22 protein-coding genes are annotated in these 24,669 nt (G+C 66.3%); 5 read left to right on the forward strand and 17 right to left on the reverse strand.

Annotation, left to right across the window (positions count from 1 at the left end):
- Positions 1-55: 55 nt before the first annotated feature.
- From N687_RS0106925 to N687_RS0106935, 3 genes are all read left to right on the forward strand, one after another.
- Positions 56-385 (forward strand): PadR family transcriptional regulator, encoded by a 330-nt coding sequence (locus N687_RS0106925; RefSeq protein ID WP_029421163.1) that lies wholly within the window; start codon positions 56-58, stop codon positions 383-385.
- Positions 382-1,356: a permease prefix domain 1-containing protein gene (locus N687_RS0106930; RefSeq protein WP_029421164.1), complete on the forward strand. Its 975-nt coding sequence runs from the start codon at positions 382-384 to the stop codon at positions 1,354-1,356. The genes N687_RS0106925 and N687_RS0106930 overlap by 4 nt, the downstream gene beginning before the upstream one ends.
- A 97-nt stretch (positions 1,357-1,453) precedes the next feature.
- Positions 1,454-1,972 carry a GNAT family N-acetyltransferase gene (locus tag N687_RS0106935; protein WP_197029220.1) on the forward strand — a complete coding sequence of 173 codons (519 nt, stop codon included), beginning with the start codon at positions 1,454-1,456 and terminating at the stop codon, positions 1,970-1,972.
- A gap of 63 nt (positions 1,973-2,035) precedes the next feature.
- On the opposite strand, the gene N687_RS0106940 is transcribed toward N687_RS0106935, so the two are convergent.
- Complete coding sequence (locus N687_RS0106940; protein WP_029421166.1) at positions 2,036-3,304, reverse strand: glutathionylspermidine synthase family protein; 1,269 nt, start codon at positions 3,302-3,304, stop codon at positions 2,036-2,038.
- A gap of 636 nt (positions 3,305-3,940) precedes the next feature.
- On the opposite strand from N687_RS0106940, the gene N687_RS0106950 reads away from it, so the two are divergent.
- Both N687_RS0106950 and N687_RS0106955 read left to right on the forward strand, forming a co-directional pair.
- Entirely contained in the window at positions 3,941-4,432 is a 492-nt protein-coding gene (locus N687_RS0106950) for a CBS domain-containing protein (protein WP_029421167.1), read from the forward strand.
- 83 nt (positions 4,433-4,515) lie between these two features.
- Positions 4,516-5,796: a beta-ketoacyl-[acyl-carrier-protein] synthase family protein gene (locus N687_RS0106955; RefSeq protein ID WP_029421168.1), complete on the forward strand. Its 1,281-nt coding sequence runs from the start codon at positions 4,516-4,518 to the stop codon at positions 5,794-5,796.
- 344 nt (positions 5,797-6,140) lie between these two features.
- Here N687_RS0106955 and N687_RS0106960 read toward each other — a convergent pair whose 3' ends face one another.
- From N687_RS0106960 to tnpA, 16 genes are all read right to left on the reverse strand, one after another.
- Positions 6,141-7,802, reverse strand: coding sequence for an AMP-binding protein (locus N687_RS0106960; RefSeq protein WP_029421169.1), 1,662 nt, complete (start codon positions 7,800-7,802; stop codon positions 6,141-6,143).
- Positions 7,803-7,844: 42 nt separating this feature from the next.
- Positions 7,845-8,609 (reverse strand): enoyl-[acyl-carrier-protein] reductase FabL, encoded by a 765-nt coding sequence (gene fabL, locus N687_RS0106965; RefSeq protein WP_029421170.1) that lies wholly within the window; start codon positions 8,607-8,609, stop codon positions 7,845-7,847.
- Positions 8,587-10,245, reverse strand: a complete 1,659-nt coding sequence (locus N687_RS0106970; RefSeq protein WP_156040066.1) for a class I adenylate-forming enzyme family protein — start codon at positions 10,243-10,245, stop codon at positions 8,587-8,589. Before N687_RS0106970 ends, fabL begins: the two co-directional genes overlap by 23 nt.
- A gap of 12 nt (positions 10,246-10,257) precedes the next feature.
- Entirely contained in the window at positions 10,258-10,512 is a 255-nt protein-coding gene (gene acpP, locus N687_RS0106975; RefSeq protein WP_029421172.1) for an acyl carrier protein, read from the reverse strand.
- Positions 10,513-10,824: 312 nt separating this feature from the next.
- Complete coding sequence (locus tag N687_RS0106980) at positions 10,825-13,143, reverse strand: xanthine dehydrogenase family protein molybdopterin-binding subunit (protein WP_029421173.1); 2,319 nt, start codon at positions 13,141-13,143, stop codon at positions 10,825-10,827.
- Positions 13,140-13,631, reverse strand: coding sequence for a (2Fe-2S)-binding protein (locus N687_RS0106985; RefSeq protein WP_029421174.1), 492 nt, complete (start codon positions 13,629-13,631; stop codon positions 13,140-13,142). The genes N687_RS0106980 and N687_RS0106985 overlap by 4 nt, the downstream gene beginning before the upstream one ends.
- Positions 13,631-14,446 (reverse strand): FAD binding domain-containing protein, encoded by an 816-nt coding sequence (locus N687_RS0106990; protein ID WP_029421175.1) that lies wholly within the window; start codon positions 14,444-14,446, stop codon positions 13,631-13,633. The genes N687_RS0106985 and N687_RS0106990 overlap by 1 nt, the downstream gene beginning before the upstream one ends.
- A 40-nt stretch (positions 14,447-14,486) precedes the next feature.
- Complete coding sequence (locus tag N687_RS22020; RefSeq protein ID WP_051663018.1) at positions 14,487-15,335, reverse strand: VWA domain-containing protein; 849 nt, start codon at positions 15,333-15,335, stop codon at positions 14,487-14,489.
- Between the two features lie 33 nt (positions 15,336-15,368).
- On the reverse strand, positions 15,369-16,388 hold the full coding sequence (locus tag N687_RS0107000) for an AAA family ATPase (protein WP_231493422.1): 1,020 nt from the start codon (positions 16,386-16,388) through the stop codon (positions 15,369-15,371).
- Complete coding sequence (locus N687_RS0107005) at positions 16,385-16,837, reverse strand: CoxG family protein (RefSeq protein WP_029421178.1); 453 nt, start codon at positions 16,835-16,837, stop codon at positions 16,385-16,387. Before N687_RS0107005 ends, N687_RS0107000 begins: the two co-directional genes overlap by 4 nt.
- Positions 16,838-16,915: 78 nt before the next feature.
- Complete coding sequence (locus tag N687_RS0107010; RefSeq protein WP_331280129.1) at positions 16,916-17,371, reverse strand: CHY zinc finger protein; 456 nt, start codon at positions 17,369-17,371, stop codon at positions 16,916-16,918.
- 9 nt (positions 17,372-17,380) lie between these two features.
- Positions 17,381-18,547, reverse strand: coding sequence for a pyridoxal-phosphate-dependent aminotransferase family protein (locus N687_RS0107015; protein WP_029421180.1), 1,167 nt, complete (start codon positions 18,545-18,547; stop codon positions 17,381-17,383).
- 84 nt (positions 18,548-18,631) lie between these two features.
- Positions 18,632-20,227, reverse strand: a complete 1,596-nt coding sequence (locus N687_RS0107020) for a S53 family peptidase (protein ID WP_197029221.1) — start codon at positions 20,225-20,227, stop codon at positions 18,632-18,634.
- A gap of 172 nt (positions 20,228-20,399) precedes the next feature.
- On the reverse strand, positions 20,400-23,102 hold the full coding sequence (locus N687_RS0107025; RefSeq protein WP_081841214.1) for a phosphoenolpyruvate synthase: 2,703 nt from the start codon (positions 23,100-23,102) through the stop codon (positions 20,400-20,402).
- The gene (locus N687_RS0107030; protein ID WP_231493586.1) at positions 23,074-24,294 is read right to left on the reverse strand and encodes an RNA-guided endonuclease InsQ/TnpB family protein; all 1,221 of its coding nucleotides are present in this window, start codon (positions 24,292-24,294) and stop codon (positions 23,074-23,076) included. The genes N687_RS0107025 and N687_RS0107030 overlap by 29 nt, the downstream gene beginning before the upstream one ends.
- A complete protein-coding gene (gene tnpA, locus N687_RS0107035; protein WP_156040067.1) occupies positions 24,242-24,634 on the reverse strand; it encodes an IS200/IS605 family transposase in 393 nt (130 codons plus the stop codon). Before tnpA ends, N687_RS0107030 begins: the two co-directional genes overlap by 53 nt.
- Positions 24,635-24,669: the final 35 nt, after the last annotated feature.

Here is a 24,669-nt window from a genome sequence, read left to right on the forward strand (position 1 = left end):
TTTCTATCTATATAGAAATTCTATTTATCACGTTGCTGGAGGGATGGTTGCTGCCATGAACGAGATGATGAAAGGCTACATCGACGCCATCCTGCTGTCGGTCATCGCCGAGCGCGAATCGTACGGCTACCAGATCGCCCGCGTGGTGGATGAGCGAACCGGCGGTGCCCTGCAGTTGAAAGAGGGCACGTTATATCCGGCGCTCCGGCGCCTGGAGGCGGCGGGATGGCTGGAGAGCGGGTGGGGCCGCGAGAGCGACGGGCCGCGCCGCCGGTACTACCGCATCACCCCGCGCGGGCGCAGGGAGTTGGCGCGGATGCGGGAGCGGTGGCGGGAGAACACCCGGGTGGTCGGACGCTTTCTTGGGGAGGTGCAGGGAGGATGAACCAGGGCGGTGAGATCGAGGAATACTTGCGGCGGCTGGTTCGCGGCGCGGGCCTGAGTCGGCGCGAACAGTTGGATTGGGTGGCCGAGATGCGCACACACCTGGAAGAGGACATCCACACCCGCATGGAGGCGGGTGCCGCGTACGAGGAGGCGGTAGCGGCCGCTCTTCGAGCGTTCGGATCGGCCAATCGGCTCCGCCGGCGGATCGCCCGCGAGACGTTCGGCGCCACCCGGGCCACCCTGTTCGCGGGGACCGCAGGCTTCTTCCTCCTCTTCCTGGTCAGCCTCTGGGCCCTGCACGCAGGCGTGGGCGCGGGCGTTGGGACAGGCTTCGGCACAGGGGTGGGCATAGGCTTGGGGGGCGGCGCAGCCACGGCGGGACCGGACACCACGGCCGGCATCGGAGCGGGGATGTGGTTGCGGCCGTTCCTGATCCTGCTCTCCCCCTCCCTCATGCTGTCGCTGTGCTTGGGCTGCCTGTGGTTCTTGAAGACCCGAAGCCGGCGCGATCGCCTGGTCATCGGCCTGGTCGTCGCCACCTTCGCGGCCCTGTGGCTGATCCAGCGCGCCACACATCGCTGGAGCATCGGCGCCATTCTCACCTTCTACGGCTTGCGGCCGGTGACGTTGGTGGAGCCCGCGTTCGCGGCGGGGTGCCTCCTGCTTCTCGCCATGGGCCTCGCGGTGTACGCCGCGACCCGCAATCGTTGGCTCGCGGTCTTCCCCGTCGCCCTGTCTGTGGCGTTAGGCAGCTGGGCGCCGCTGCGCGACCTGGTCCAGTCGGCCCTTTGGCAGTGGACCGGCGATCCCGCGCTGTGGGGCAAGCACAACCCGTTCTCCGGTGTCACCGGGATTCAGTTCGCGCTGACGGTGGTCGCGAGGCTTTTGATCACGGCCCTGGTACTGACCGGCTGCCGATGGCTGGACCGTGTCGGTCGAGTGGGGCAGCGGGATCGTCAACAGACGTGAGACGAGCGGGCGGCCCGCCCACCTGGGCAGGAATTTCGGGGTCGATTTCGAATAGGGATCATCGGATTGATCCCGATTGGGAAGGGGTATGGCGGGCGTGCAGGTCCATCGAACGGATCCACAACCGGATCGGCCTTTGGTATGGCGGCGGCTCCATGCACAGGATGTGGAATCCTGGGTGGATCTGCTTCACCGGGCGTACGCCGCCAACCTCGCCGCCGGCTTCAACTTCTCGGCGGCCGCCCTCACCCTCGCCGAAGCATTGCCTTGTTTGAACCATCAACAGGTGTACGGTGGAGAACAAGACGGCCGCCTGTGTGCCACGTTCACCCTGCGTCAGGATGAGGACGGGTGGCATCTGAGTTTCTACGCGGTCGATCCCCGCCTCCAACGCCAGGGCATCGGGCGCCTGACGATGCGGCGGGCGGAAGAGACCGCCCGGGCGATCGGCGTGACCACGCTGCTGCTCGACACGCCGGAGAATCATCCGTGGTTGGTCTCCTACTACCTCCGGGAAGGCTACGAGGTGTACGGCCGCACCCACTGGCCGGGAAAACGGTACCACTCCCTGCTGTTCCGCAAACGCCTGACGGAGGGCCATCTGCCGCAAGCGTGACGACTACGTCCGCCACGCAACAGGAGCGGGGGACACGGGGCAGGTGATCCTTGCTCCTTCCTCTCAACCGACTTCATTTTCAATACAAACAGGCAAATAATAACTTAGATTGCCCGTAATCTCGTCTCCGGCACGGATGCCGATGGCTGAGGGCGCTCCCCCGACCACGTGACATCCCACCAAAAGGTGGCACATTTCTCGTCCGTTCAAAGACTCCACATAGGCTTTTGGCATGTCCACATATTGCTGATACACCGGCATGGACTGTTCATAGCTTCTTTGGGCTTCCCGAATCACTCTTCCGTTCGATAGGAAAATCTCCACCGTATCTCCTTCTCTGCCGAACGCAGGCTTTTTCACGTAGGAAGTCCCCGTCTCGATAAACCGATCTGGTTCCAAATAGGTAGGGAGAAAGTGTTGTGCGATCCACTCGTGCTCCTCTTCGCTGAAGTATACTTTGTGTTCGTGCAAGGCCCAGATTGCGACTTGAACCGCCTTGCTCTGAAGGAGAAAAGCAGAAGGCGGATTGATGACGGCGAGAGATTTGTTGATCACATGATCGAGAATCCACTCTCCCACGGGCGTACCGTCTTTGTCTTTGTCCCGGCAAAGGTGCTCGATTGGATACGTTTGCCGGTACCAGACGTCGATCTTACGTCCATTCAGATCATACAGCCCGTCCCTTTTCACTCTGAGATCGCAAAGGGGAACGAAATCACAGTCAAACGCATCTTCAACCAGACTCATCAAGAATTTTGTAGTAAAATAATCCTCCCTGCTCTCCTCCTCTCGGTGAGATGAAAAAACGACATACGGAGAACCTGTTCCTCCGATGTGCTGGAACGATTCGCGAATGGCCTTTTTCATGGCTGTCTCGAGAATTGTTCTCTGTCCCAGATTTGGATCGTTTACGCCAAATTCTTTACATACCAATTCGTTCACAAAGAACAACTCTTTAATGAAGGTCGGTGTGTCGCTGTTGAATTCCAGCATCACATATCGGCCGTCTTGGCGTTTGACGAAGTCGAAGCGTCCAATGATCGTTTCGGATTCGGTGGTTTTTTGGCGAATGTATCGAAGGGTATTCTGCGGAAAATCCAGTCGCAAGAGCGTGTCGTCAGGAGCATTCCGCAATAATTTAGCGGCTTTTTCGTAAATAGAATACACCATTTTGGCCGTTTCTCGAATTTGCGTGACCTCTTCCTGGGGGACTGGAAAGGTTGTGAAGAGAGCGTTCTCATGCCCGTGCATTTCTGGCCAAAATGTGCTCCGGAGCGGCGCATAAAACGCTTCACGTCGCTCCGCATAGGTTGTACGCGGATGGGTTGTCATGATGGATCACCCGCCAGTCGCTCCATCAGCGACGGCAGCATCTCCCACACCCCCGTGCGCAGCATCCGAATCCGAGTCACCGCTTCCACTCTTCCCCTTTGCGGTTGACGCGGGGACGACTGCGCCATGGGAGGAGGTATTGTTGTTGCTGTTCCCTCCTCCGTCACTCTGACAACCAGCCAGTGTCAAAGCGACCGCTGTCATCAAGCCAGCCAGCAACGTCTTGGTCCTGTCTGTCATCACACCTTCTCCTCACGTCTAATGGATGATGATATGGACACGCTGCACGGCTGAAACAGTGGGATTTCGCCAGGGATGATTGAAAAGATCGGTCAGTATAAAATTAACCAATCTGGTGCGTATGTGCAAACAGACGCTTTTTGGGTCAAACAAGGTCAGGGCGGGAAAAAAAGATAGCCGCTCGCATAAATACGAATCGGTGGCTATGCCCTCACGAGTCCGGTCGAATAAAGACAATTCGTTCATCACCACCGTGACCCGGGTGCTCGCGGCCACCCCATTCACCCCATGGACACCCCATTGGTTGTGGTATGCGACTTCCATTCGTCGGTAAGCACCAGGTGCGAAATGTAGGTTACAATAGGATCAAGGCGCTTGCGAAAGAGGGCGTATCCTGTGAAGGCCAGGGACATTATGATTCACTCCGTGATCAAGGCGCACGTCGACGACGACGTGAAGTCGGTCCTGCGCAAGTTTGTCGACCACGGTATCGGTGGGATGCCGATTGTCGACAGCACCAACCGCGTCGTCGGGTACATCAGCGACGGCGACGTGATGCGCGCCTTTAGTCATCATTACAGCCGATTCCGCACCATCGACACCGGGTATTACGTGGTCTCGTTTTTCACCGGGATCGAAGCGGAGAGTGACGAGGAAGACGCTGACTTCCGGGCGCACTTCCAGGAGTTCTGCCGCAAGAAGGCCATCGATGCCGGCGTGCGCAAGGCCATCTGCGTCGAGGAAGACGATCCGTTGGAAACCGTGGCGAGGATCTTGAGCGAGCGAAAGATCAAAAAGGTGCCGGTGGTCCGCGAAGGCGTGCTCGTCGGCATCATCAGCCGAGGCGACGTGATCCGCCAAGTCGTGCATCGGTTCATGGAGCACTGAAACGGCGCAGGAAACGGCCGAATCGCTGGCCGCGGCGCCAACCCCAACCGCCTTTAACAGCAGAAAGGATGGAGAGCCCCCACATGACCGTCAGAACCCCCGTTGTCGTCACCGGCTACGGCGCCGTCACGCCGTTTGGCGTCGGCGTCGAACCGTTTTGGAAGGCGCTGCTGGACGGCCGGTCCGCCGTCCGGCCGACCGAGGACGAAACCCTGCGCCAGTGGCTGCCCGTCGCGGCCTCGGTGCGGGATTTCAACCCCGCCGATCATCTCCCGAAAAAGCTCGTGAACGACACCGACCGATTCACCCAACTCGCCCTGGTGGCCGTCGCCGAAGCCCTGCGGCACGCGGGCCTGGAATCCTCCGGCCAAGGCGGTGACGGCAGCGACCTGTGGCCGGGATTGGACCGCGATCGCGTCGGCATCGCGGTCGGCACCGCCTTCGGCGGGGTGCAGTCGCTGGAGCAGGGCGCCCTCCGCCTGGCCTCCGGCGCCACCCGCCTCGGCCCGCGCGTGGTCCCCAAGTCGATTCCGAACGCGGCAGGGGCTGCTATCGCCATGCGCTACGGGGTGCGCGGCCCCGTGATGACGTACGTCACCGCCTGTGCCTCGTCCGCCAACGCCATCGGCGAGGCGTGGCATTGGCTGCAGTTGGGCGAGTGCGACGTCGTGATCGCCGGTGGAACCGAGTGCCTGTTCACCCCGACCCTGGTCGCCGGCCTGCGCGCCGCCGGAGCGGTCGCGACCACTGGCCCGGACGATCCCGCCGTCTGGTCACGCCCGTTCGACGTAAACCGAGCCGGAATGGTGATGGGCGAAGGAGCCGCTTTCCTCGTCCTCGAGACGCGCGATCACGCCGCCCGCCGCAACGCCCCCATCTTGGCGGAGCTCATCGGCTACGGGGCGTCCAATGACGCCTACCACGAGACCGCCCCGCACCCGGAGGGCAGCGGCGCGGCCCTGGCGATGCAGCGCGCACTGCGCTCGGCCGGGCTTGCACCCACGGACATCGACTACATCAACGCCCACGCCACTGCCACCGTCGCTGGGGACGCGGCGGAGTCGCACGCCTTGCGGCAGGTGTTCGGCGAGCACCTGGACCGCATCCCGGTCAGTTCCATCAAAGGCGCGGTCGGCCACCTGCTCGGCACCGCCGGAGCCATCGAGAGCATTGCCTGCATCGAATCGCTGCGTACTGGCTGGTTGCCGCCGACGTTGAACTGCGACGAGCGCGATCCGGTCGCGCCCCCTGACGTCATCCCCAACCACGCCCGCGCGCAGCGCGTGAAGCGCGTCCTCAGCAACTCTTTCGGTTTCGGCGGCCAAAACGGCGTGCTGGTGTGGCAGGCGCCGGCTGCGGAGTGAGGAAGAGAGCCGGGGCGGAGGTGGGCGGCCGCCAGAATAACAGTCCACCCAGGCTGCACCCCTGGATTGTATCGGCTCAGGAATAATACCTTTATGCAGGATTGCGATGGCGGATGGTGCCGGAAGGAAACTCCAAAGTAAAGTGCTGTTTAGGCGGTGATTTATCAAGGCCGGCGTTACCCTCAGCCGGCCTCGATAAATCAAGGTTTTCATCTTATTCAACGGGTGGAGTCCAACTTAACACTGAAATGTTTTGTATGGTCTTATGCCTTCCGTGAAATAACATTCAATTTGTTTTATTACCTCGTGGTCTTACAGTGCGCGGAGGAGATCCCAGGACCCCATCATCCCTTCGCAGGCAGCACCCCTTCCGCCGCCAGCTTCTCCCGAATCATCCGCCGCAGCACGTACTTCTGGATCTTGCCACTCGGGGTGCGCGGGAACTCCCGCACCACCTCCAGGCGCTCCGGCCAGTCCTGCTGGCGAATGCCCCGTTCGCGCAGGAATTCGCGCATCCGGTCGATGGTGAACGGCTTCGCCCCCGGTCGCAGGCTCACGAAGGCGCAACCGCGTTCGCCCTCCTCCGGATCGGGAGAGGGCATCGCCACCACCTGGGCCACCGCGATGTCCGGGTGCTCGTGCAGCACGTCCTCCAGCAGCGTCACTGGCACCTGCTCTCCGCGCCGGCGGATGATGTCGCTGCTGCGGCCAGCCAGCTTGACGTAGCCGTCCTCGTCGAGGATGGCGCGATCGCCCGTCTTAAACCAGTCGCCGACGAACTGGTTGCGCGTCATGTCGATGTTCTTCAGGTATCCGACGAACATCGCAGGCCCCCGGCACCACAGGTCTCCCTCGACCCCCGCCGGGCACGGCCGCCCCTCGTCGTCCACCACCAACAGCTCCATCCCCGGGAACGGATAGCCGGATGTCTGCGTCAGCTTCTCCTCCGGGTCGTTCAAAAACGTCAGCGTCACCAGCCCGTTCTCCGACTGGCCCCAGCCGGCCAGGACGCTGCCCGGCAGCCGCTCCGCCGCCTCCTTGACGAGCGCGGGGGGCACCGGCGCACCCGCCGTCACGAACGCCCGGAAGGCGCTGAGATCCCGCTTTTCCATCCCCTCCACGTGCACGGCGTCGTACAGGTAGGGCGTGGCCGCCATCGTGATCGACACCCCTTTGTGCTCGATGGCGTCGAGGAACTCCAGCGGATTCCAGACGTCCTGGTAGATGGCCGTGCAGCCCACATGCACCTGGATGCGGGCCCCGTACAGAAAGCCCGTCTGGTGAGCGAACGTCGACGCCATGAACACCACGTCGTCCGGCGTCATCTTCAGCCGCTCGACGAAGTACTCCGTCGAGGTGCACAACGAGTTGTGCGTGTGCATGACCCCCTTCGGGTCGCCCGTGGTGCCCGAGGTGAAGACGATTTCCGTGACGTCGTTCGGATCGATCACGATGTCGTCCAGCACCCTGGGATCCCGCCACTGCTCCCACGGCTCCTCGAGCAACTCCGCGAAGGGCCGCATCCCCGCGGGCACCCGGTCGCCGACGACGAACACCGTCTCCAGCGCGGGCCACTCGGGCCGCAATCGTTCCACCATCGCCGGGTAGTCGAAGCCCGCGAATTCGTCCGGGATCACCAGCACCTTCGCCTCCGCCATGCGGACCATGTACGAAATCTCGCGATCCCGATAGATGGGGATGAGCGGGTTGCTGATGGCCCCGAGTCGGGTGACCGCAAAGTGCAGAATCACGAACTCGTTCCAGTTGGGCAGCTGGAACGACACCACGTCCCCAGGCCCAACGCCGTGGGCCATCAGACCGAGGGCCACGCGGTCCACCGCCGCCGCCAGCTCCCGAAACGTGTAGCGACCCTTTCGGTCCTCAATCGCCACTTTGTCCGGCACCCTGTCCACACACGCCCGGAGATAGTCGAGGATGGTCTTGTTCGGCCAAACGTCCCGGTACTTCTCCACGTACTCCGGCGTCAGCATCGTCTCCAACCGCATCTCCATCGACCTCCTTCCCAATGTGTGGCGCCCGGCCCTCTGTCAGGGGGTGATCAGCGTCAACCCGCCGTCCACCCGGATGGTCTGGCCACGGATCATCTCTGCCTCCGGGGAGCACAGGAACAGTGCCAGATTCGCGATGTCATCTGCCGTGACCATCCGGTGATACGGGATGCGCTCCTCCATCTGCCGCCACGTCTTGTCGATCTCCGGGAAGTGCTCCAACGCCCCGGTCTGTACGCCGCCCGCCGAGATGGCGTTGACGTTGATGCGCTGCGGCGCCAGTTCCACCGCGAAGTAGCGGACCATCGACTCGATGGCCGCCTTGGTCGCACCGACCGAGGTGTAGTAGGGGAACACCCGGTCCGCCCCGAGCGACGAGAGCGCGAGCATCGCCCCGCCCTCCGGCATCAGGCGCGCAGCGCGCTGCGCGCCGAGCAAGAAGGCGCGGGCGTTGACGTTGACCGTCCACTCCCAGCCTTTTAGGTCCAGATCCATGGCCTTTCGGTTGCGGCCCGACGCCGCGTTGTGGACGTACACATCGAGGCGGCCGAAATGCCGTTCGATCTCGTCGAACAGCTGGTCCACCTTCTCCGCCTCAGCCAGGTTCGCCTTGACGACCAGCGCGTCCGCGCCGAGGGCACGTGCGGCCTCCGCCGTGTCCCGCGCCTGGTCGCCGTTGCGGAAGTAGTGGATCACCACGTCCGCGCCTTCCTCCGCGAATCGCAGCGCCATCTGCCGCCCGATGCCGCGGGAACTGCCGGTGACGAGCACCACCTTGCCCTCATACCGCCGGTTCCGGTTCATTGCCCAACCCCCTCTCGCACCACGCGGCCAGTTCCCGCCGCTTGACGGTGCGCGCCGCCGTCTTCGGCAGGGCCTCAAATAACCGCAGCCCATCGGGCAGTTCGTACTTGGCCAGCCCCCGATTCGCCAGAAAATCGCGCAGATCCGCCAGGGACAGGTGCGCCCCCGGACGCGTCACCACGCACGCCACCGTGCGGCGGCCGAGGGTCTTGTCCGGAATCCCGACGACACCCGCGTCCGCCACCGCCGGGTGCTGTAGGATGGCGGATTCGACGGTCTTCGGGTCGATCTTGGTTCCACCCCGGTTGATGATGTCGTCCGCCCGGCCGCAGTACACGAACCGGCCCTCGGCGTCCTGGCGGAAGAGGTCGCCCGAGTGGAACCACCCCTGCGCGTCCCAACGCTCGGCGGCCGCCTCCGGTTGGCGGTAGTAACCCGCGCAGAAGTTCGGCCCCCGGCTCCACATTTCGCCGACCTCGCCCGGTTGGACCGGCCGGCCATCCTCGTCGACCAACACCACCTCGGTTCCCGGGATGACGCGGCCAACCGTGGTGCTGGCGGCCTCAATCGGATCGTCCGGCCGCGTGGCACACGCCAAGAGCCCCTCGCTCCATCCGAACAGGGCACCGACCTTCCACCCGGTGTCCTGCTGCAGTTGCCGCAGGATGTCGCTCGACACCGGCGCGCCCGCGTAGAAGAACATCGCCACCGAAGAGGTGTCGGCATCCCGCAGGCCCGGGGCCTGGGCGACGTGCACCAGGTGCGGCGGCGCCCCGACGAGAAAACGAGGCCGCTCCTCCGCCACCCAGCGCAACGCCCGGGCGGCCGAAAAGCGGTCCATGAGGAGGACGCGGCCGCCGCTGACCAGCGGCATCACCACCCCGAGGAGCATCCCGGTCTGGTGGTACACCGGTGCCAGCGTCAGCGTTCCGTCACCCGGACCAAGGCCGAACAGCTCCGCGTACGTGCGCACCGCCCACAGGTAATTCGCGTGCAGGTGGACGATGCCGCGCGGGACTCCCGTCGTGCCGGCCGAGAAGACCATGATGAACGGATCGAGCGGCCCTGGCCGAAGCGTCTGCGCCTCCTCGCCGAGCCGGCCCCCCGCGTCCCGCAACGCGGCAAAAGACGCGCATCCGGCAGGGACGGCCGCTGGGTCTTCTGCGGACACCACCACGTGCTTCAGATCCGGTAGCTCAGGCCGCAGCGTCACCGCCGTCTCCGCCAGTGGCTGGCCCAGGTGGGTCGCCGCCACCAGCCACACCGACGCGCCCGCTTGCAGGAGGCTCTGGCGGAGCGCTTCTCGTCCGAGGTCGACCTGCAGCAGCGCCGCGACGGCCCCGATGCGGGAGATAGCCCACAGGGCCACGATGTAGTCGAGGGAGCTGCCCATCTGCAGGGCGACCACGTCCCCCTTGCCCACGCCGAGCTCCCGCAGGCCCGCCGCGACCGACTCCGCCTCCTGCCACAGCTGCACCTGCGTGGCCCGGCGCCGGTCGTCCCGATGCACCAGGTCCGGCTGCGCCGCGGCCTGCCGCTCCATGACGTCCGGGAAGGCGTCCTGCTTCCAGACCCCCTGATCCAGGTACGCCTGGGCCCGTTCGGGCGTCAGCACCATGCCCGGAAACCGTTGCACCGTCCTCCCCCCTCAGCCGCGGGTCGCCCGCAAGATGTAGTCCACGACGGCGCGGATGGTCGTCAAGCCGGCCAGTTCCTCGTCCGGAATCTCCACGCCAAACTCGTCCTCGAACGCGACCACCAGCTCCGTGATGTCGAGCGAGTCCGCGCCGAGATCCTCGGCGAACCGGGCATCGGGAGACAGCTTGTCCCAGTGCTCAGGCAGCTGGTCGGCCACCAGTTTGTAGACACGATTCAGAATTTCGGATTCGTCGAGGGTCGGCAGATTGCCCACGGTGGTCTCTCCTCTCTTCTCTCTGAAGTCTATGTCTCTCTCGGACAAAAGATTATCACGGTGTGCTGTGAGGAAGCAAAGATTCCGACTCCCGAAACATCGAAGAATGTCCTCCGCTACCGCCCGGATGAAGGTGGACACCGACGTGCAGTGGCCCGCCCCCGTTCCGGGGCGGGCCACACAGCGCTTCACGCGCACACCCTCGCACACGCGCCGTCGCACGCACGCCTGCGCACGGCCCGACGTACAGGCCAGCACTGCGGGAGGCTGGCCCCGCGGGCCCAGCGGGGCCCCGGCATCGGCTCAGGCCCCCTGTCGGACCCAGCGCACAATCTCCTCCGGCCGGATGGGCAGATCCGTCACGAACACCCCGAACGGCGCCAGGGCGTCGGACACCGCGTTGGCGATGGCGCCCGGCGCGCCGATGAGCGAGCCCTCGCCCATCCCCTTGAACCCGCCCTCGGCGGCCGACGGCGTCTCCAGGTGCTCAATCCGCATGCGCGGGACGTCCGTGCTCGAGGGCAGGAGGTAGTCCATCAGAGAGGTGGTGACCAACTGGCCGTCCCCGTCGTAGCGCAGTTCCTCCAACAGGGCGCTGCCGATGCCCTGGGCGACGCCCCCGTGGATCTGCCCCTCGACGATCATCGGATTGATGAGCTTGCCGCAGTCGTTGACCACGACGTAGTCGAGGACGCGGACGAGGCCCGTCTTCACGTCCACCTCGACCACCGCCACATGGATCCCGTTGGAGTAGGTCGCCGCCATCGGCGGGCGGTAGCGCACCAGCACCTCGAGCCCGGGGGTCATCCCCTCCGGCAGCCGCCCGACGTCCGTGTAGGCGACGCGCGCCAATTCGCGGATGGAGAGCCCCCTCGCCGGCACGCCGGCCACCTGCGCCTTCCCCTCCGCCAGCTCGATGTCTTCCTCCGACGCCTCGAGCAGATGCGCCGCCAGCTTCACCAGCTTCGCCCGCAGCTCCTGCCCGGCGTGCACCGCAGCACCGCCGCCGATGGTGCCCGACCGGCTGCCGCCGGTGCCCCCGCCGAAGGGCGCGCTGTCCGTATCCCCGTGCAGCACCACCACATCCTTGACGTCGACACCCAACTGATCGGCGATCAGCTGCGCCATGGTGGTCTCGTGGCCCTGCCCCGTGGGCCCGAGGCCGAACGACGCGGTCACCGTGCCGTTGGGCTCGATGCGGACACTCGCCGCCTCGTACGGGATGGAACCGGCCTCCGACTCGGCGAAGGCGGAGGGTTCGACGAAGCTGCACAGCCCGATGCCCACGTAGCGGCCCTGCTTACGCCACTCGGCTTGCTGGCGCCGGAATCGCTCGTAGTCGACCAGCGCCAACGCGCGCTCCAGGGACTCCCGGTACGATCCCGGATCGTACACGTTTCCGGTAGGAGTCTCGTAGGGGAACTCATCCGGGCCAATGAAGTTCACCCGCCGCACGTCTGCCGGATCCATCTTCAGCTCGCGGGCGATGGCGTCCACCACGCCCTCGTGCACCTGCGCCCCGATGGGCCCCCCGACGCCCCGGTACGGCCCGGTCGGAGCCTTGTTGGAGAACACGCAGTCGATGGTGATGGATACATACGGGATCTTGTACGGGCCGGTCAACATGTCCGTCGCCCAGCCGGCCTCGCCGACCGCCCCCGCAAAGCCGAGGAACGGGTACGCACCGGTGTCGCCCAGGACGTGATCGCGCAGGGCGACGATACGCCCGTCCTCCGTGAACGCCACCTCGACCTCATGCACCGCGTCGCGGGCGTGGGCGTCCGTCAGCAGGCACTCCGTCCGGTCACTGACCCATTTGACGGGCCGCCCCAGCCGGCGGGCCGCCTCCGCGACGATGACGTACTCCGGATAGAACATCGCCTTGATGCCGAAACCACCGCCCACCTCCGGCACCACGACGCGCACGAGGTTCTCCGAAAGGCCGAGCACCCGCGCCAGCTGCGCGCGGAAGTTGTGCGGAGACTGGTGCGTCGCGTACACCGTCAGGCGCCCCGAAGCCGGGTCCGGCATCGCGGCGCACCCGCGGGTCTCGAGCGGCACGCCCGTCTGGCGGTGGGTGGTAAAGGTCAGCTTCAGCTTGCGCGGCGCACCCTCAAACGCCTGCTGAAAACCGTCCGTCTCCTGCACCTTGTGGTAGAACCGGTTGGGCCTGTCGGCGTGGACCCGCCGCGGCTCGTCCGTCATCGCGGCGCGCATGTCGAGGACGGGGGTCAGCGGATCGTACTTCACCTGGACGAGCTCGGCCGCGTCCTCCGCGGTGTACCGGTCCTCGGCGATGACGGCCACCACCAGTTCCCCGACGTGGCGCACCTCGTCCTTGGCGAGGACCGGCTGCTGCACCTGATACGCCTTGTTGACGAGGGTGATGGGACAATCCTCGAACGTCCACACCGCCTTGACGCCCGGCACCCGCAGGGCCGCCGATGTGTCGATGGAGACGATCCGCGCCGCCGCCCGGTTGGACCGGACGAACGCCATCTCGAGCATGCCGGGGGCCGCGATGTCGTCCAAATACCGCGCCTGCCCGCGCAACAGCCGGGCGTCCTCGATGCGCGTGACGCGCGCCCCGGTGAACCTCGGCTTGAGCATCTCCGCCGTCATGACCGTCCCTCCTTCGCGGCCGCCAGGACCGCGTCGACGATGAACTGGTACCCGGTGCAGCGGCACACGTTTCCGGAGAGGGCCTCGCGCACCTCTTCCTCCGTCGGATTCGGGTTATCGCGCAACAGCGCCGCCGCTGTCACCACCATGCCCGGCGTGCAGAACCCGCACTGCAGGGCGTGATGTGCCTGGAACGCTTCCTGCAGCGGGCTCAGACCGTCTTCCGGAGTCAATCCCTCGATGGTGGTCACCTCATGCCCTTCGGCCTGCACTGCGAACATCAGGCAGCTGCGCTCCGGCTTGCCGTCGACGAGCACGGTGCAGGCGCCGCACACCCCCTGCTCGCAACCCACGTGGGTGCCGGTCAGACCCAGCTGGTGGCGCAGCACGTCCGAGAGGAGCCAGCGCGGCTCCACATCCAGCTCGTGCACCGCGCCGTTGACGTTCAACCGCACGCGCACCGTCGTCTTCGTCTGCACCTCGCTCATCATCCCCGCCTCCCCACAGCCTGTTGATACGCCCGCTCCGCCGCCAGGACCGCCAGGTGCCTGCGGTAGGGCGCGTCCTCACCGGGATCGAACGACTCGACCAGGGCCGCGAAGGCCGCCTCGCGCGCCGCGGCATCCGCCGGGAAGGTCAGCGCGCAACGCTCCGGGCCGCCGCTGACGCCAAACCAGGTGACGGCACCCGCGCCGCCATCGCCCACCTCGGCGAAGGCGCCAGCCAGCGCGAAATCCCCCGGCCTCCGGGCGAACTCGGCGAATCCGAACGCCCTTCCTTCGCCTTTCGGCACGTGCACGGCTACCAACAGCTCGTGCGGCTGCAGGTCGGTCATCAGGTAGCCGAGGAAGAAGGACCGCGCCGGGACCTCCCGCACCCCTTGCGCGCTCGCCAACTCGAAGGTGGCGTCGAGGGCGACCATCGCCGCCGGCAGTTCTGCCGCCGGATCGGCGTGGGCCAGCGATCCGCCGAGGGTACCGCGGTTGCGGATGGCCCAGTGCCCCACGTGGCTCGCCGCCTCCGCCAACACCGGGTGGACTTCTCGGACCAGCGGATGTTCGCTCAGCACCTGGTGGCGCACCAGGGCGCCGATGCGGATGCCGGTATCCGTCGGCTCCACCCGGTCCAACCCTTCCACGTCATTAATGTCCACCAACGCCCCTGGCCGGCTCAAGCGAAAGTTCATCAGCGGGACGAGGCTCTGCCCGCCCGCCAGGACCTTGCAGTCCGGCTCGCTGCGCAACAGCTCCAGCGCCTCCTGCAGGGTCCGCGGCCGGTGATACGCAAAGGCAACTGGTTTCATGGCTCCCCCTCTTTCCATTCCGCGTTTCTTGGGACGCGCGCTAGCGGGCCGCTCCCTCCCGGCCGAATCGCAGGAGAGCCGGCGGCGAATCGCCCGCCACCAGGCGCTCCACGTACGGCAGCGCGGCGCGCAGGGCGCGCGTGCGCGGCTCGAATCCAGGCGTGGCCGCGAGCGGATTCATCCAGTACACGACAGCCCCGCTCTGCCGCATCCGGCGCAGTCCTTCCGCCACTGCCTCCGGCTGGCCGCTGTCCCAGCCGTCGCTGATGACGATCACGGTTGTACGCCCGCCGAGCCACCGGGGACCGTACACCTTCAGCCACTGGTGCATGGCTTCCCCGATGCTCGTGCCCCCCGCCCAGGGACCCTCCAGCCCTGCCAGGGCGCGGAGTGCCCGCGGCAGGGGCTGACGGAGGACGGGCGTGGCGTCCAACAGCTCCGTCCCGAACGGGAATACCCCGGTTCGCGGCGAGGCCTGCACCAGGCGATGCAGCCAGGGCAGATACAGCGTCACATAGGCGGACATCGATCCCGACACGTCCCACAGCACCACCAGACGTGCGGGCTGCACGAACCTGGGCCGGGCGGCGAAGCGCGGGCCCGGCCGGCCCCAGCGCGCCCACAGGCGGGCAGTGCCCCGGGCATCCAAACCCCCGACGCCCAGCGGCTGGATGGGCCGGCGGCTCGGCACCCACGGCACGAACGCCAATCGGCCCTTCACTTGGTCCACCCAACCCGCCGCGGCCAGGCCGAATGCCTCATCCAATCGCTGGCCGGGCTTTCGGCTGGCAGCCATGCCCCGCTCGCGCGCGCTCCTGTCCGCGTCCGCGGGTCCGTCCTGCGGCCGTTGATTCGCCGCCCGGGCGTCGGGACGCCAGCGGGCCTCCACCCGGGAGACCCCGGCCGCTTCCTCCGTGGTCAGTCAGGTCGATCCGCTCACCAAGTCGGACAACCGCCGCCGAACGGTTTCCAGGTCGTACGCGTCCTTGACGACACACCCGAGGGTCCGGCCGGCCCACGCCTCGCTCCACTCGGCAACGGGCGAGCGCGCAAACGCCCGTGCCCAGTCGATGGTCTCCGCGACGCCAGGAGGTTTCATCAGACCCCAGGTGCGCAAGGTCCGCACGGCTCGCACCAGCGGCTCCGCCCGTTCGGCGGGCAGGTCCGGGACGTGCAGCGAGACAATGCGCAACTCCTCCTGGAGCTCCGGCCAGTCCACGTGGCAGTACAGGCATCTCCGGCGCAGGGCGTCCCCGAGGGGCCGCGTCCGGTTGGAGGTCAACACGACGACCGGCGGCAGCAATGCCCGGACGGTCCCCCACTCGGGCACCGTGATCTGGTACTCTGCCAAAAACTCCAGCAACAACGCCTCGAACGCCTCGTCGGCCCGGTCCACCTCGTCGATGAGCAGCACCGCCCCGGCCTCCGATTGCAGCGCACGCATCAACGGGCGCGGTAAGAGATACGGTTCGCTGAACACGTCGGCGTCCGACCGCCGGGTGAGTTCGGCCAGCTGCTTGTGGTAGTTCCAGTCGTACAGGGCATGGGAAGCATCCATCCCCTCGAAGCACTGCAGCCGCACCAGTTCCCGCCCCAACGCATCCGCCAACGCTCGGGCCAGGGAGGTCTTGCCGGAGCCCGCGGGCCCTTCCAGCAACAGGGGGCGCTCCAGGGCGAGGGCCAACTCCACCATGGTGCACAACTCCGGCCCCGCCACGTAGCGCAGCGCCTCCAGGCGCTCGGCCCACGGGCGGGCGGCCGGCGGCGCGGGGTCTGACGGCCCAGGCGACGTGGCTTGCAAGTCCGCAGACGATTGCCCCTCCTGCGCGTGTCCCTCCTGCGAGTGTCCCGTCGGCGAGTGCTCCGCCGAGGGGTGAGGCGCCGGTGGGCAGGGTTCCGCTCCGGCGGCCTGGCAGGCCGCCGTCTGCACCCGCTCGGTCATCCGCCCACAACCCGCTGCGACTCTTTCACGAGCCCGTTGAAAAATTGGTTGATGAGAAAGCGCGCCACGCCCGAGAGCACGCGTTGCCCAACGCCCGCGACGACGCCGCCCACCTTCGCCTCGCCGTCATAAGCCACCTGTGTGCCGCCCGTCGGCAGCTCGTTCAAACGGACCGTCACGTCGGCTTCCATGAAACCCATGGCGCCCTCCCCGTTGACCTTCAGCCGGTACCGCTCGCCCGGCACCACGTCGAGCATCTCCAGCGTCCCCTGGTAACTGCCCTTGATGCCGGCGACTCCGACTTCCATCTCCGCCTCGTAGAGGCTGTCCGACTTCGCCTGCAGCGATTTCATCCCGGGCATCGCCTTGACGATAGCGTCCGGATCGGTCAGCAGCTGAAACGTCTGGATCGGACTGGTCGGGAAATCCTTCGTCCCCGCGATCTGCACTGGGCCACCTCCTCACCACACTCCAACATCCTATTCATAATTCCTCACGAAATACGAAAAATCCTGCTGGACGAGCCCTCAGGGAGAGAGCTCGAAGTAGAGATGCAGGTGATGTTTGCAGCCGGGATTGAACGCTGCCCCGCAGCGGGGACACCGAGACGCGCAGGAGAGATACTCGGAGACGGTCATCCGGTGCCCGCACACGCCGCACAGCACCGCCGGCTCCCCAAAGCGGCTGCGCGGCCAGCGCCGCGGCGGGTGATCGGCCGCCGCCTCGTGGCACAAGTGGCACGGGTAGTAAGTATCGCAGCAATCAAAGCGGAGAGCGATCACGTCCACGTCGCTGGCATAATGAACACACCGCGTCTGCGCGTCGACCCCGACGCCGCGGACCGGGACCCCGTGCACCACGACGGTCACCACCGGGTCCCGGGATTCAGGCGACCCGCCGCCGTCCGGGGCCGGAGATCTTTCACAACCCTCGGCTTCCACAGCCGGCGGACGGGCGGGTTCCGGACGATCCGTAGACGCCACGGACACCCTTCACCGACCCTCGCCGTAGACCGATTCGAAGCGGGCGACGGCGGAGGCCACTTCCACGGGGTGGCCGAGTTCCTCCAGGGTCTCGCCGATCCGGCGGATCGCCTCCGCGAACATGGCCCCCGTCACGTTGCCCATGTGACCGATGCGGAAGGCCTTGCCGGCCAGATGCGCGAGCGCCCCGGCGACGACCACACCCTTGCTGGCGAGTTTCGCGCGGAACGCGGCATCGTCCACGCCGTCGGGATAGAGGATGCAGGACAGGGTAGGGGCGGCGACGTCCTCCTCCGCCAGCGCCCGCATCCCGTACGTGGCGAGGCCGGCACGGACCGCCCTGCCCAACGCCGCGTGGCGCCGGTAGCGCGCAGGCAAGCCCTCAGCCATCACCATCTCCATGCCCTGGCGGTAGGCGTAGATCATGTTGACCGGCGGCGTCGCGAAGTAGCGGCCAGGATTCTCCATGATGGGCCGCCAGTTGTCGATGTCGAGGAAGTAGGCGGGCACGCGCGCCATCTCCGCCCGCGCCTTGAGGGCTCGCGGCCCGAAGGCGACGATGCCGAGCCCAGGCGGCACGCCGATGGCCTTCTGCGATCCGGTCAGCACCACATCGATGGTGTATCCGGGCGCCCCGTAAGTCTTCTGCATGTCCTCCTCCAGAGCCGCCGTGGCGCACACGCCGTCGAGGAGGAAGAGCGCTCCCGCCTCCTTGACCACCGGGACGAGGGCGTCCAAATTGGCGGCGACACCGGTGGAGGTGTCCACGTGCGTGACGGTGACGGCCTTGAATCCGCCCTGGGCGAGGGCGTGGCGGACGGCATCGGGATCGACATGGCGGCCCCACTCCGCCTGCACCGTCTCCACCTGGATCCCGTATGCGCGCCCGAGCTGCGTGAACCGGTCGCCAAAGTAGCCGTGGCTGACCACCAGCAGCTTCTCCCCGGGCGCAACCGTGTTGACGACGGCCATCTCCATGGCCAGCGTCCCGGACCCGGCAAAGATGTAGACCTCCCCGTCGGTGTGGAACATCTCCTTGGTCAGCGCGATGCCGCGCTCAAAGATTTTGACGAAGCGCGGGTCGGTGTGGGCCCAGGTCTCGCTCGCCAAGGCGTCGTAGATCTCGTCTGCCACCGGCGTCGGCCCTGGGATGAGCAGCATCTCCTTGTTCCGCAACGTACACAGGCCCCCTTTGCGACAAGTCCAACCCTTCTCATTATCGCGCACCTGGCGGGGGCCGTCTATGGACTGGCACTCCGGTCAGCGGTACAGGCGCCCCTCGAACACCACGAACCCGAACGGATGATGCGTCTCGTCCAGCACCGCCTCCCCCGCGTTGTCGTCTCCCGGGCGCGCCAGCCAGGCGGGGATGTACCGGCCCTGCAGTTCGATCTCCCGCCCAGGCGCCAACCCGGGAATGGGGCCCGGAAGCCCCAACTCGTCGCCGTACCGGATGGCGACGAACGCCCGATCCTCCACCTCGTACGAAAAGCCATGCCAGACCTTGAGGACCTGGATGTGATCCACCAGCAGCCGGTGGTGATGCGCCCCGTGCGCCTGCGCGTCTGGTTCCACGCTGCGGATGCGTGCCTTCACCCGGACGACGAAATCGTGGTCCGTCCGCGGCGGCGATGGCAGGTGCCGAAACACCGGCTCGGGTTCCGGCACCGGCGTCGGCGTTGGGCTCGGTGCCGGCTCAGGCTCATGCGTCGGATCCGGCACCGGCGCGGTCGATCCGACCTGGCTCAACCGCTCCACCAACGCGGACGCGTCAAAGGATCCGAAGCCGGTGCACGCGTCCCAGCCCGGACCGGCTGCGTAACCGGCCACCCCATTGTACGTGTTGTCTCCGTCCGTGATGTCCCGGTAGGCGCCGGACATCTGCGCGTCGTACAACAGCGCCGCCAGCCCCGACAGCGGCTTTAGCCCAAGCTGCGCCCGCCGCTGGTTGGCCAGGGCGACCACCGCAGCGAACACCGGACAGGATACCGACGTGCCACCCACCACCGCGGGCTGGCCCTGGAAGATGATCTGATACCCCGTCGCCGGGTCCGCGTTGCAGGCGAGATCCGGCACGCCGCGGCCGGTCCCTTGAATCGCGCTCTGGTACGACGGTTTCGCGAACACCGCGCTGAATCCGCCACCCGTGGCGCCGCCGTTGTCGGGGCCCCGGTAGGTCCAGGCGGTCTCCGTTCCGTCTGGCTGCAATGACGTTCCGCCCACAGCGATGGCCAAGGGCGTTGACGCCGGAGCGTCTGCGTGGCGGGCCCTCGGGCCGTTCGGATCGTGCAGGCCGTACGCCCCCTGATCGCCCGAAGCCACGCACACCGTAATGCCGCGCGCGTCCAACTGCTGGATGAGATCCGCCCATTGGCGGAGATCAGCGGGATCGAAGGATATCTCCCCGTCCCCGTAAGAGATCGACAGCACCGTCGGATGGTGCTGGGTGTCGTGCAGGATGTATTGAAGCGTCCTCGTCATCGATTGCGCGAACGACTCGTACGTATCGCCCGCGTTCACCTCGTACACCACGATGTCCGCGCCAGGAGCGAGGGCCCCCGCCCATTGGAGATCTAGCGTCGCCTCCTCGTCATCCGGGCTGCGCCCCCCGTCGTTCGGCGTCCCGTCCACCGACACGAACGTCACCCGCGGCGGGGTGATGCCATGTGACGTCCAGAACTGCTGCGCGTCGCGGAGATTGTATCCATTGGAGAACTCGAGCAGCCCGATGGTCTGGCCGGATCCGTCGAGATCGGCCGGAAAATGGTACAACCGGCGGATGTCGTCGGGAAAGTATCCCTGCCCATGGTTCGGGGCCACATGGCCGGTTGCATACACCGTTCGTCTTATGCGCACCTGGCTCGCCTCCTTCGAATGGATGTGCCAGCACACCGCATCTGCCGCCCGCGCCCCGCATGGCCGCGCCGGGCACGAGCGCCGGACACCCTCTCGCTCCTGTTTATAAAATACGGATCCTATCGCGCAAATCTGACCGGGCAAATGACGGATGGCCGGACAGGCGGGCCCCTTACGCAGACCCTCCCTCGGCGAAGGACCCGCTTGACGTCCCTTTCGATCCCGCGCCCCCTTCGTCCCCCTCCGGATCGCGGAGGATCTGCACATACCCGCGCCCGCCGTCGACGCGGATGAGGGCCCCGTCCGGGATCCGTCGCGTCGCCCCGTCCACGCCGACGACCGCCGGGATGCCGTACTCCCGCGCCACCACCGCCCCGTGCGTCATCATGCCGCCCACCTCCATCACGAGCGCCCGCGCCGCCTGAAACAGAGGCGTCCAACCCGGGTCCGTGAACGGGGCCACCAGGATGTCCCCCGGCGAGAGCTTTGCGTCCTCCGGCCTCAGCACCACCCGGGCGCGCCCCTCGGCGATCCCGGCCGACACCGGCGCCCCGACCAGAGCGCCCGCCGGTACGTCCCGGCCCCCACGCGTGCCTTCGATCACCTCGCCCTCACTGGTCATCACGCGCGGCGGCGTGAGGGTCTGATGATACGCGTGCTCCTGCCGGCGTGCGGCCACAAGCCCGCGCACCCCCGTCACGCCCTCCCCTTCCAACAGAGCCGCCAACTCCTCCAGGGACAGGAAGAAGACGTCGTCCTCCCGATCGATCACGCCGCGCGCCACAAGCCCCCGCGCCTCCTCCAGAATGGCTCGCCGGCACAGGTCGAAGTGACGGATGATGGTGTACTTCGGCGTCTCGCGCAGGCCGGCGAATCCTCGATAGAAATGGATGAGCTGCCGCAGCAGCTGGACTTTCCACCAGCCGCCCCGAAGCCGGCGGACATCCGCCAGCAGGGCCTGCGTCGCTTCCTCGGCCTCCCGCGCCCCGTCTGCGAATCGACGCCGGTGCTCGCCCGGGGCAAGCGTCCCGACCTGACTCAACACCGACGGCACCAGCGCCGTGGGCGTCTCGCGCCACCTCCGCCGGGTGATGTCGATCTCGCCGGAACACCGCATCCCGTACCGCGCCATGAAATCCCGCAGCGCTTCGCCGAACGCCTCCGCCCCCGGCACCTCGGCCAACCCGTCCCAGAAGGTCTCGTCCGCCGCCCGCCGCAGATAGGACAACAGCGGCGGGTGCGGGCGCGCGAGATCGGCGAGGTCTCCGATGCAAAGGCCCATCTCGCTGGTCACATTGCCGGGCAGCGACTTGTTCAACGCCGCGAGGCGCGCATCTTCGCCCAGCCAACGCCGGACGAGCGCCTGGGTCAAGAGGAATGACCCCACCCCGAGCAGCAGATACGGCCCCAGACACCGCAAGATGAGGACGATTCTGGTGCCGAGGTACTCCTGGATGCGGCGCACGCGTTCGGCCCCTGCGGTTCCCGCCAGCCACCGCTCCCCCGCCTGCACCTGGGCGTCCAGCTCGCGCTGGATGGCCTGCCGGATCGCCGCGGGGTCCCGCAGCGAGCGGGCGCCCCGCCCGAACAGAAGCGGCAGCACGGCCGCCAACGCCGCTCGTGCAACGCGGTGGACCGCCCGTTTGACCTGCGGATCAGCCGGGCGCTGAAACGATCGGCGCTGCATCACCTCCTCGAGGGCGCTGCCGATCCGCTCGTCGATGTGCCGCAACAGCCGCGGCACCACCCGCCGGGTGGGCCAGACGAGGAGGAGCTCCGTCGGGTCGGCGAACAGGTGGCCGCCCGCCTCCAGGACCACCGTGCTCTCGCTGCGCACTGATCCCCGTTTGCCCACCGGCAGCAGGGTGCGCAGCACCGAGATCCCGAGCGGTGGGATGGCGTCGGTCATCATCTGCTGGTGGCCGAAGGAGAAAAACACGTGCAGCCGGTCATCCGCCACGTGAGGAACCGGGTAGAGGGTCGTGATGGGCCGGCTCTGCACGATGAAAAACCGCCCGTCCGCCCAGCACCACTCGATGTCCTGCGGGGCGCCGTAGTGCCGCTCGATCCGCCGGCCGAGCTCGGCCAGCTCCAAAATCCGTTCATCCGGCAGCGCCTGCGCCGTCTGCAGGTCCTCCGGGACCTCCTGCAACACCGTGCCGCCCTCCGGCCGCCCCCAGGCTGCCACCGTCTTCCGGGCGATCCGCCGCTGCACAATCCGCCCGTCTCGCACCTGGTACAGATCGGCCGTCACCCGGCCCGACACCAACGCCTCGCCTAGCCCGTGGCTGGCATCGATGGAGACGATGCGGCGGTTGCCCGTCACCGGATCGGCCGTGAAGAGGATCCCGGACACCTCCGGAAACACCATCTCCTGCACCACCACCGCCAGGCGCACGGACCGGTGGTCAAACCCGTTTTTTGCCCGGTACGCGATGGCCCGGTCCGTGAACAGCGACACCCAGCACCGCCGCACCGCGTCCAACAGCGCCTCCCGGCCCCGGACGTTGAGCAGCGTGTCCTGCTGGCCGGCGAACGACGCGCCGGGCAGGTCTTCCGCAGTGGCGCTCGATCGCACTGCGTACGCCCGCTCCTCGCCCAGCCGCGCCCAGGCCGCCGTGACGGCCTCCTCCACTCCCCTCGGCATCGGCAGGGACAGCAGGTGCGTGCGCACACCCTCTCCGGCGGCACGGACCGCCTCCACGTCCTCCGGCCGCAAATGCGCCAGCCGCTCGAACCACGCGTCCATCTCCTTGCTCTGCCCGAGGAACGCCTCATACGCGGCGGTGGTCACACAAAAACCTGGGGGCACCGGAAAACCGGCTCGGTTGACGTTCTCCCCAGCCCTAAAGGGCGGGGATTCTTTCTCGCTCATCGCGAGCTACGCGGGTGCGCTGATGCGGATGCCACCGCACACCCGTGGGGGACGCCATCACCCCAACTACTGGGCCTAAGCCCAGATACTTGCGCCGAATGTTGACCGCGCCGACGCCATCACGGTGGAAGCGGAACCCGCAAGCCGGGCAGGTATACATGCGCCCTCGGGGTTTGTTTCTCCGGCTACACCCTGGACATTCCTGGGAAGTGTATGCCTCATCCTGGAGCATCACCTGCATGCCGAGCCGTTCAGCCTTGTAGGTGAGCAGCCAGCGAACCTTTCCCGCAACCATTTGGTGAATCCGTTGGTTTGCAGCAGGCCCGTAATCCACCCGCTTCCGAATGTCCCGCACATCACCGATGACCACCGTCTGCACCCCGCTCGCATGGAGGGTGGAGACCAAAGCTGTGGTCTGCTTGTGCAGAATATCCCATATCTGACGATCCAGTTTTCGCAACTGTTTATGCTTGCTTCGTTGAAGCTTTCGCCAACGGCGGGACCTTTTTTGCATGCGCGACTGCTTCGCGGCGAGGCGGGCTTTCAGTTTGTTCTGATACTGCCGTTTGGCCCGAAGCTCCCGCCCATTGCAAATCAGCGTCCGCTCGCCGTCGTGGACCACGGCCAGATGAACCTCTCCCAGATCCACCCCGGCTGTTCCTCCTTCCGGAACGGGTTCTGCCGCAGACCGGGAGTACACAGCCCGCAGTTCATAGGCCGTGCCCGTCCAACCCAGTTCGACCAAGACCGGAGCTTCCCAACGCCACGGCACGACCAACGGGGTGTTCCCGCGCCCGTTGGAGAGGATCAGGTTCCCGTCCCGGACCCGGATGGCGGACGATTTCCACTGGACCCGAAAGTAGCGCCGCCGACGGTAAGGCGGTTTGGCTTGTGGATCTGTTTTCCGGCGCTCGCGCCAGGACTTGAGAGCGGCGTAGAAGCTCTGCACCACTGCGTCCGCACTGTGGGCGTGGAGTCGGTTCGACGTGTGCCATCGCATCATCGACGAGGGTTTGAGCCAAACGCCATGCTTGCGCACCGTCCGCCAGAAACTCACGACGACGCAGGAATACAACGCTCCCGCCGCCCGCGCCAGGGCATCGAGTTGCGGGGTGGGTACCAAGCGCAGCCGCCGCACTTCATACCGATTTTTGGTTTTCGATGTACTGTTTGATGACGGCAAGCGGCGCACCCCCAACGGTGGAGACAAAGTAGGAGTTGGTCCACAAGGTCGGCAACCGGCTCCTAAGCCACGGAAACTCTTGACGCAAGATTCTCGACGAACGGCCTTTCATCAGTTTGACCAAGCGGTGGATGCCAAACTGCGGGTCCACTTCCACGAGCAAATGCACATGGTCCGGCATGACCTCCATTTCGATGATTTCCGCACGGCGTTCAGCCGCTACGTCTTGGAGAATTTCCTTGAGCCGTTCATCTACACCGTTGACCAGAACCTTTCGGCGATACTTTGGGCACCAGACAACGTGGTATTTGCATGAATACACAACGTTTCGATTGGATTTGTACTCCATGAGAGTATTATACAGCATGAAGAAATCTAATTGAG

Source organism: Alicyclobacillus macrosporangiidus CPP55 (genome assembly GCF_000702485.1).
In the GTDB taxonomy this organism is placed as follows: domain Bacteria; phylum Bacillota; class Bacilli; order Alicyclobacillales; family Alicyclobacillaceae; genus Alicyclobacillus_H; species Alicyclobacillus_H macrosporangiidus_B.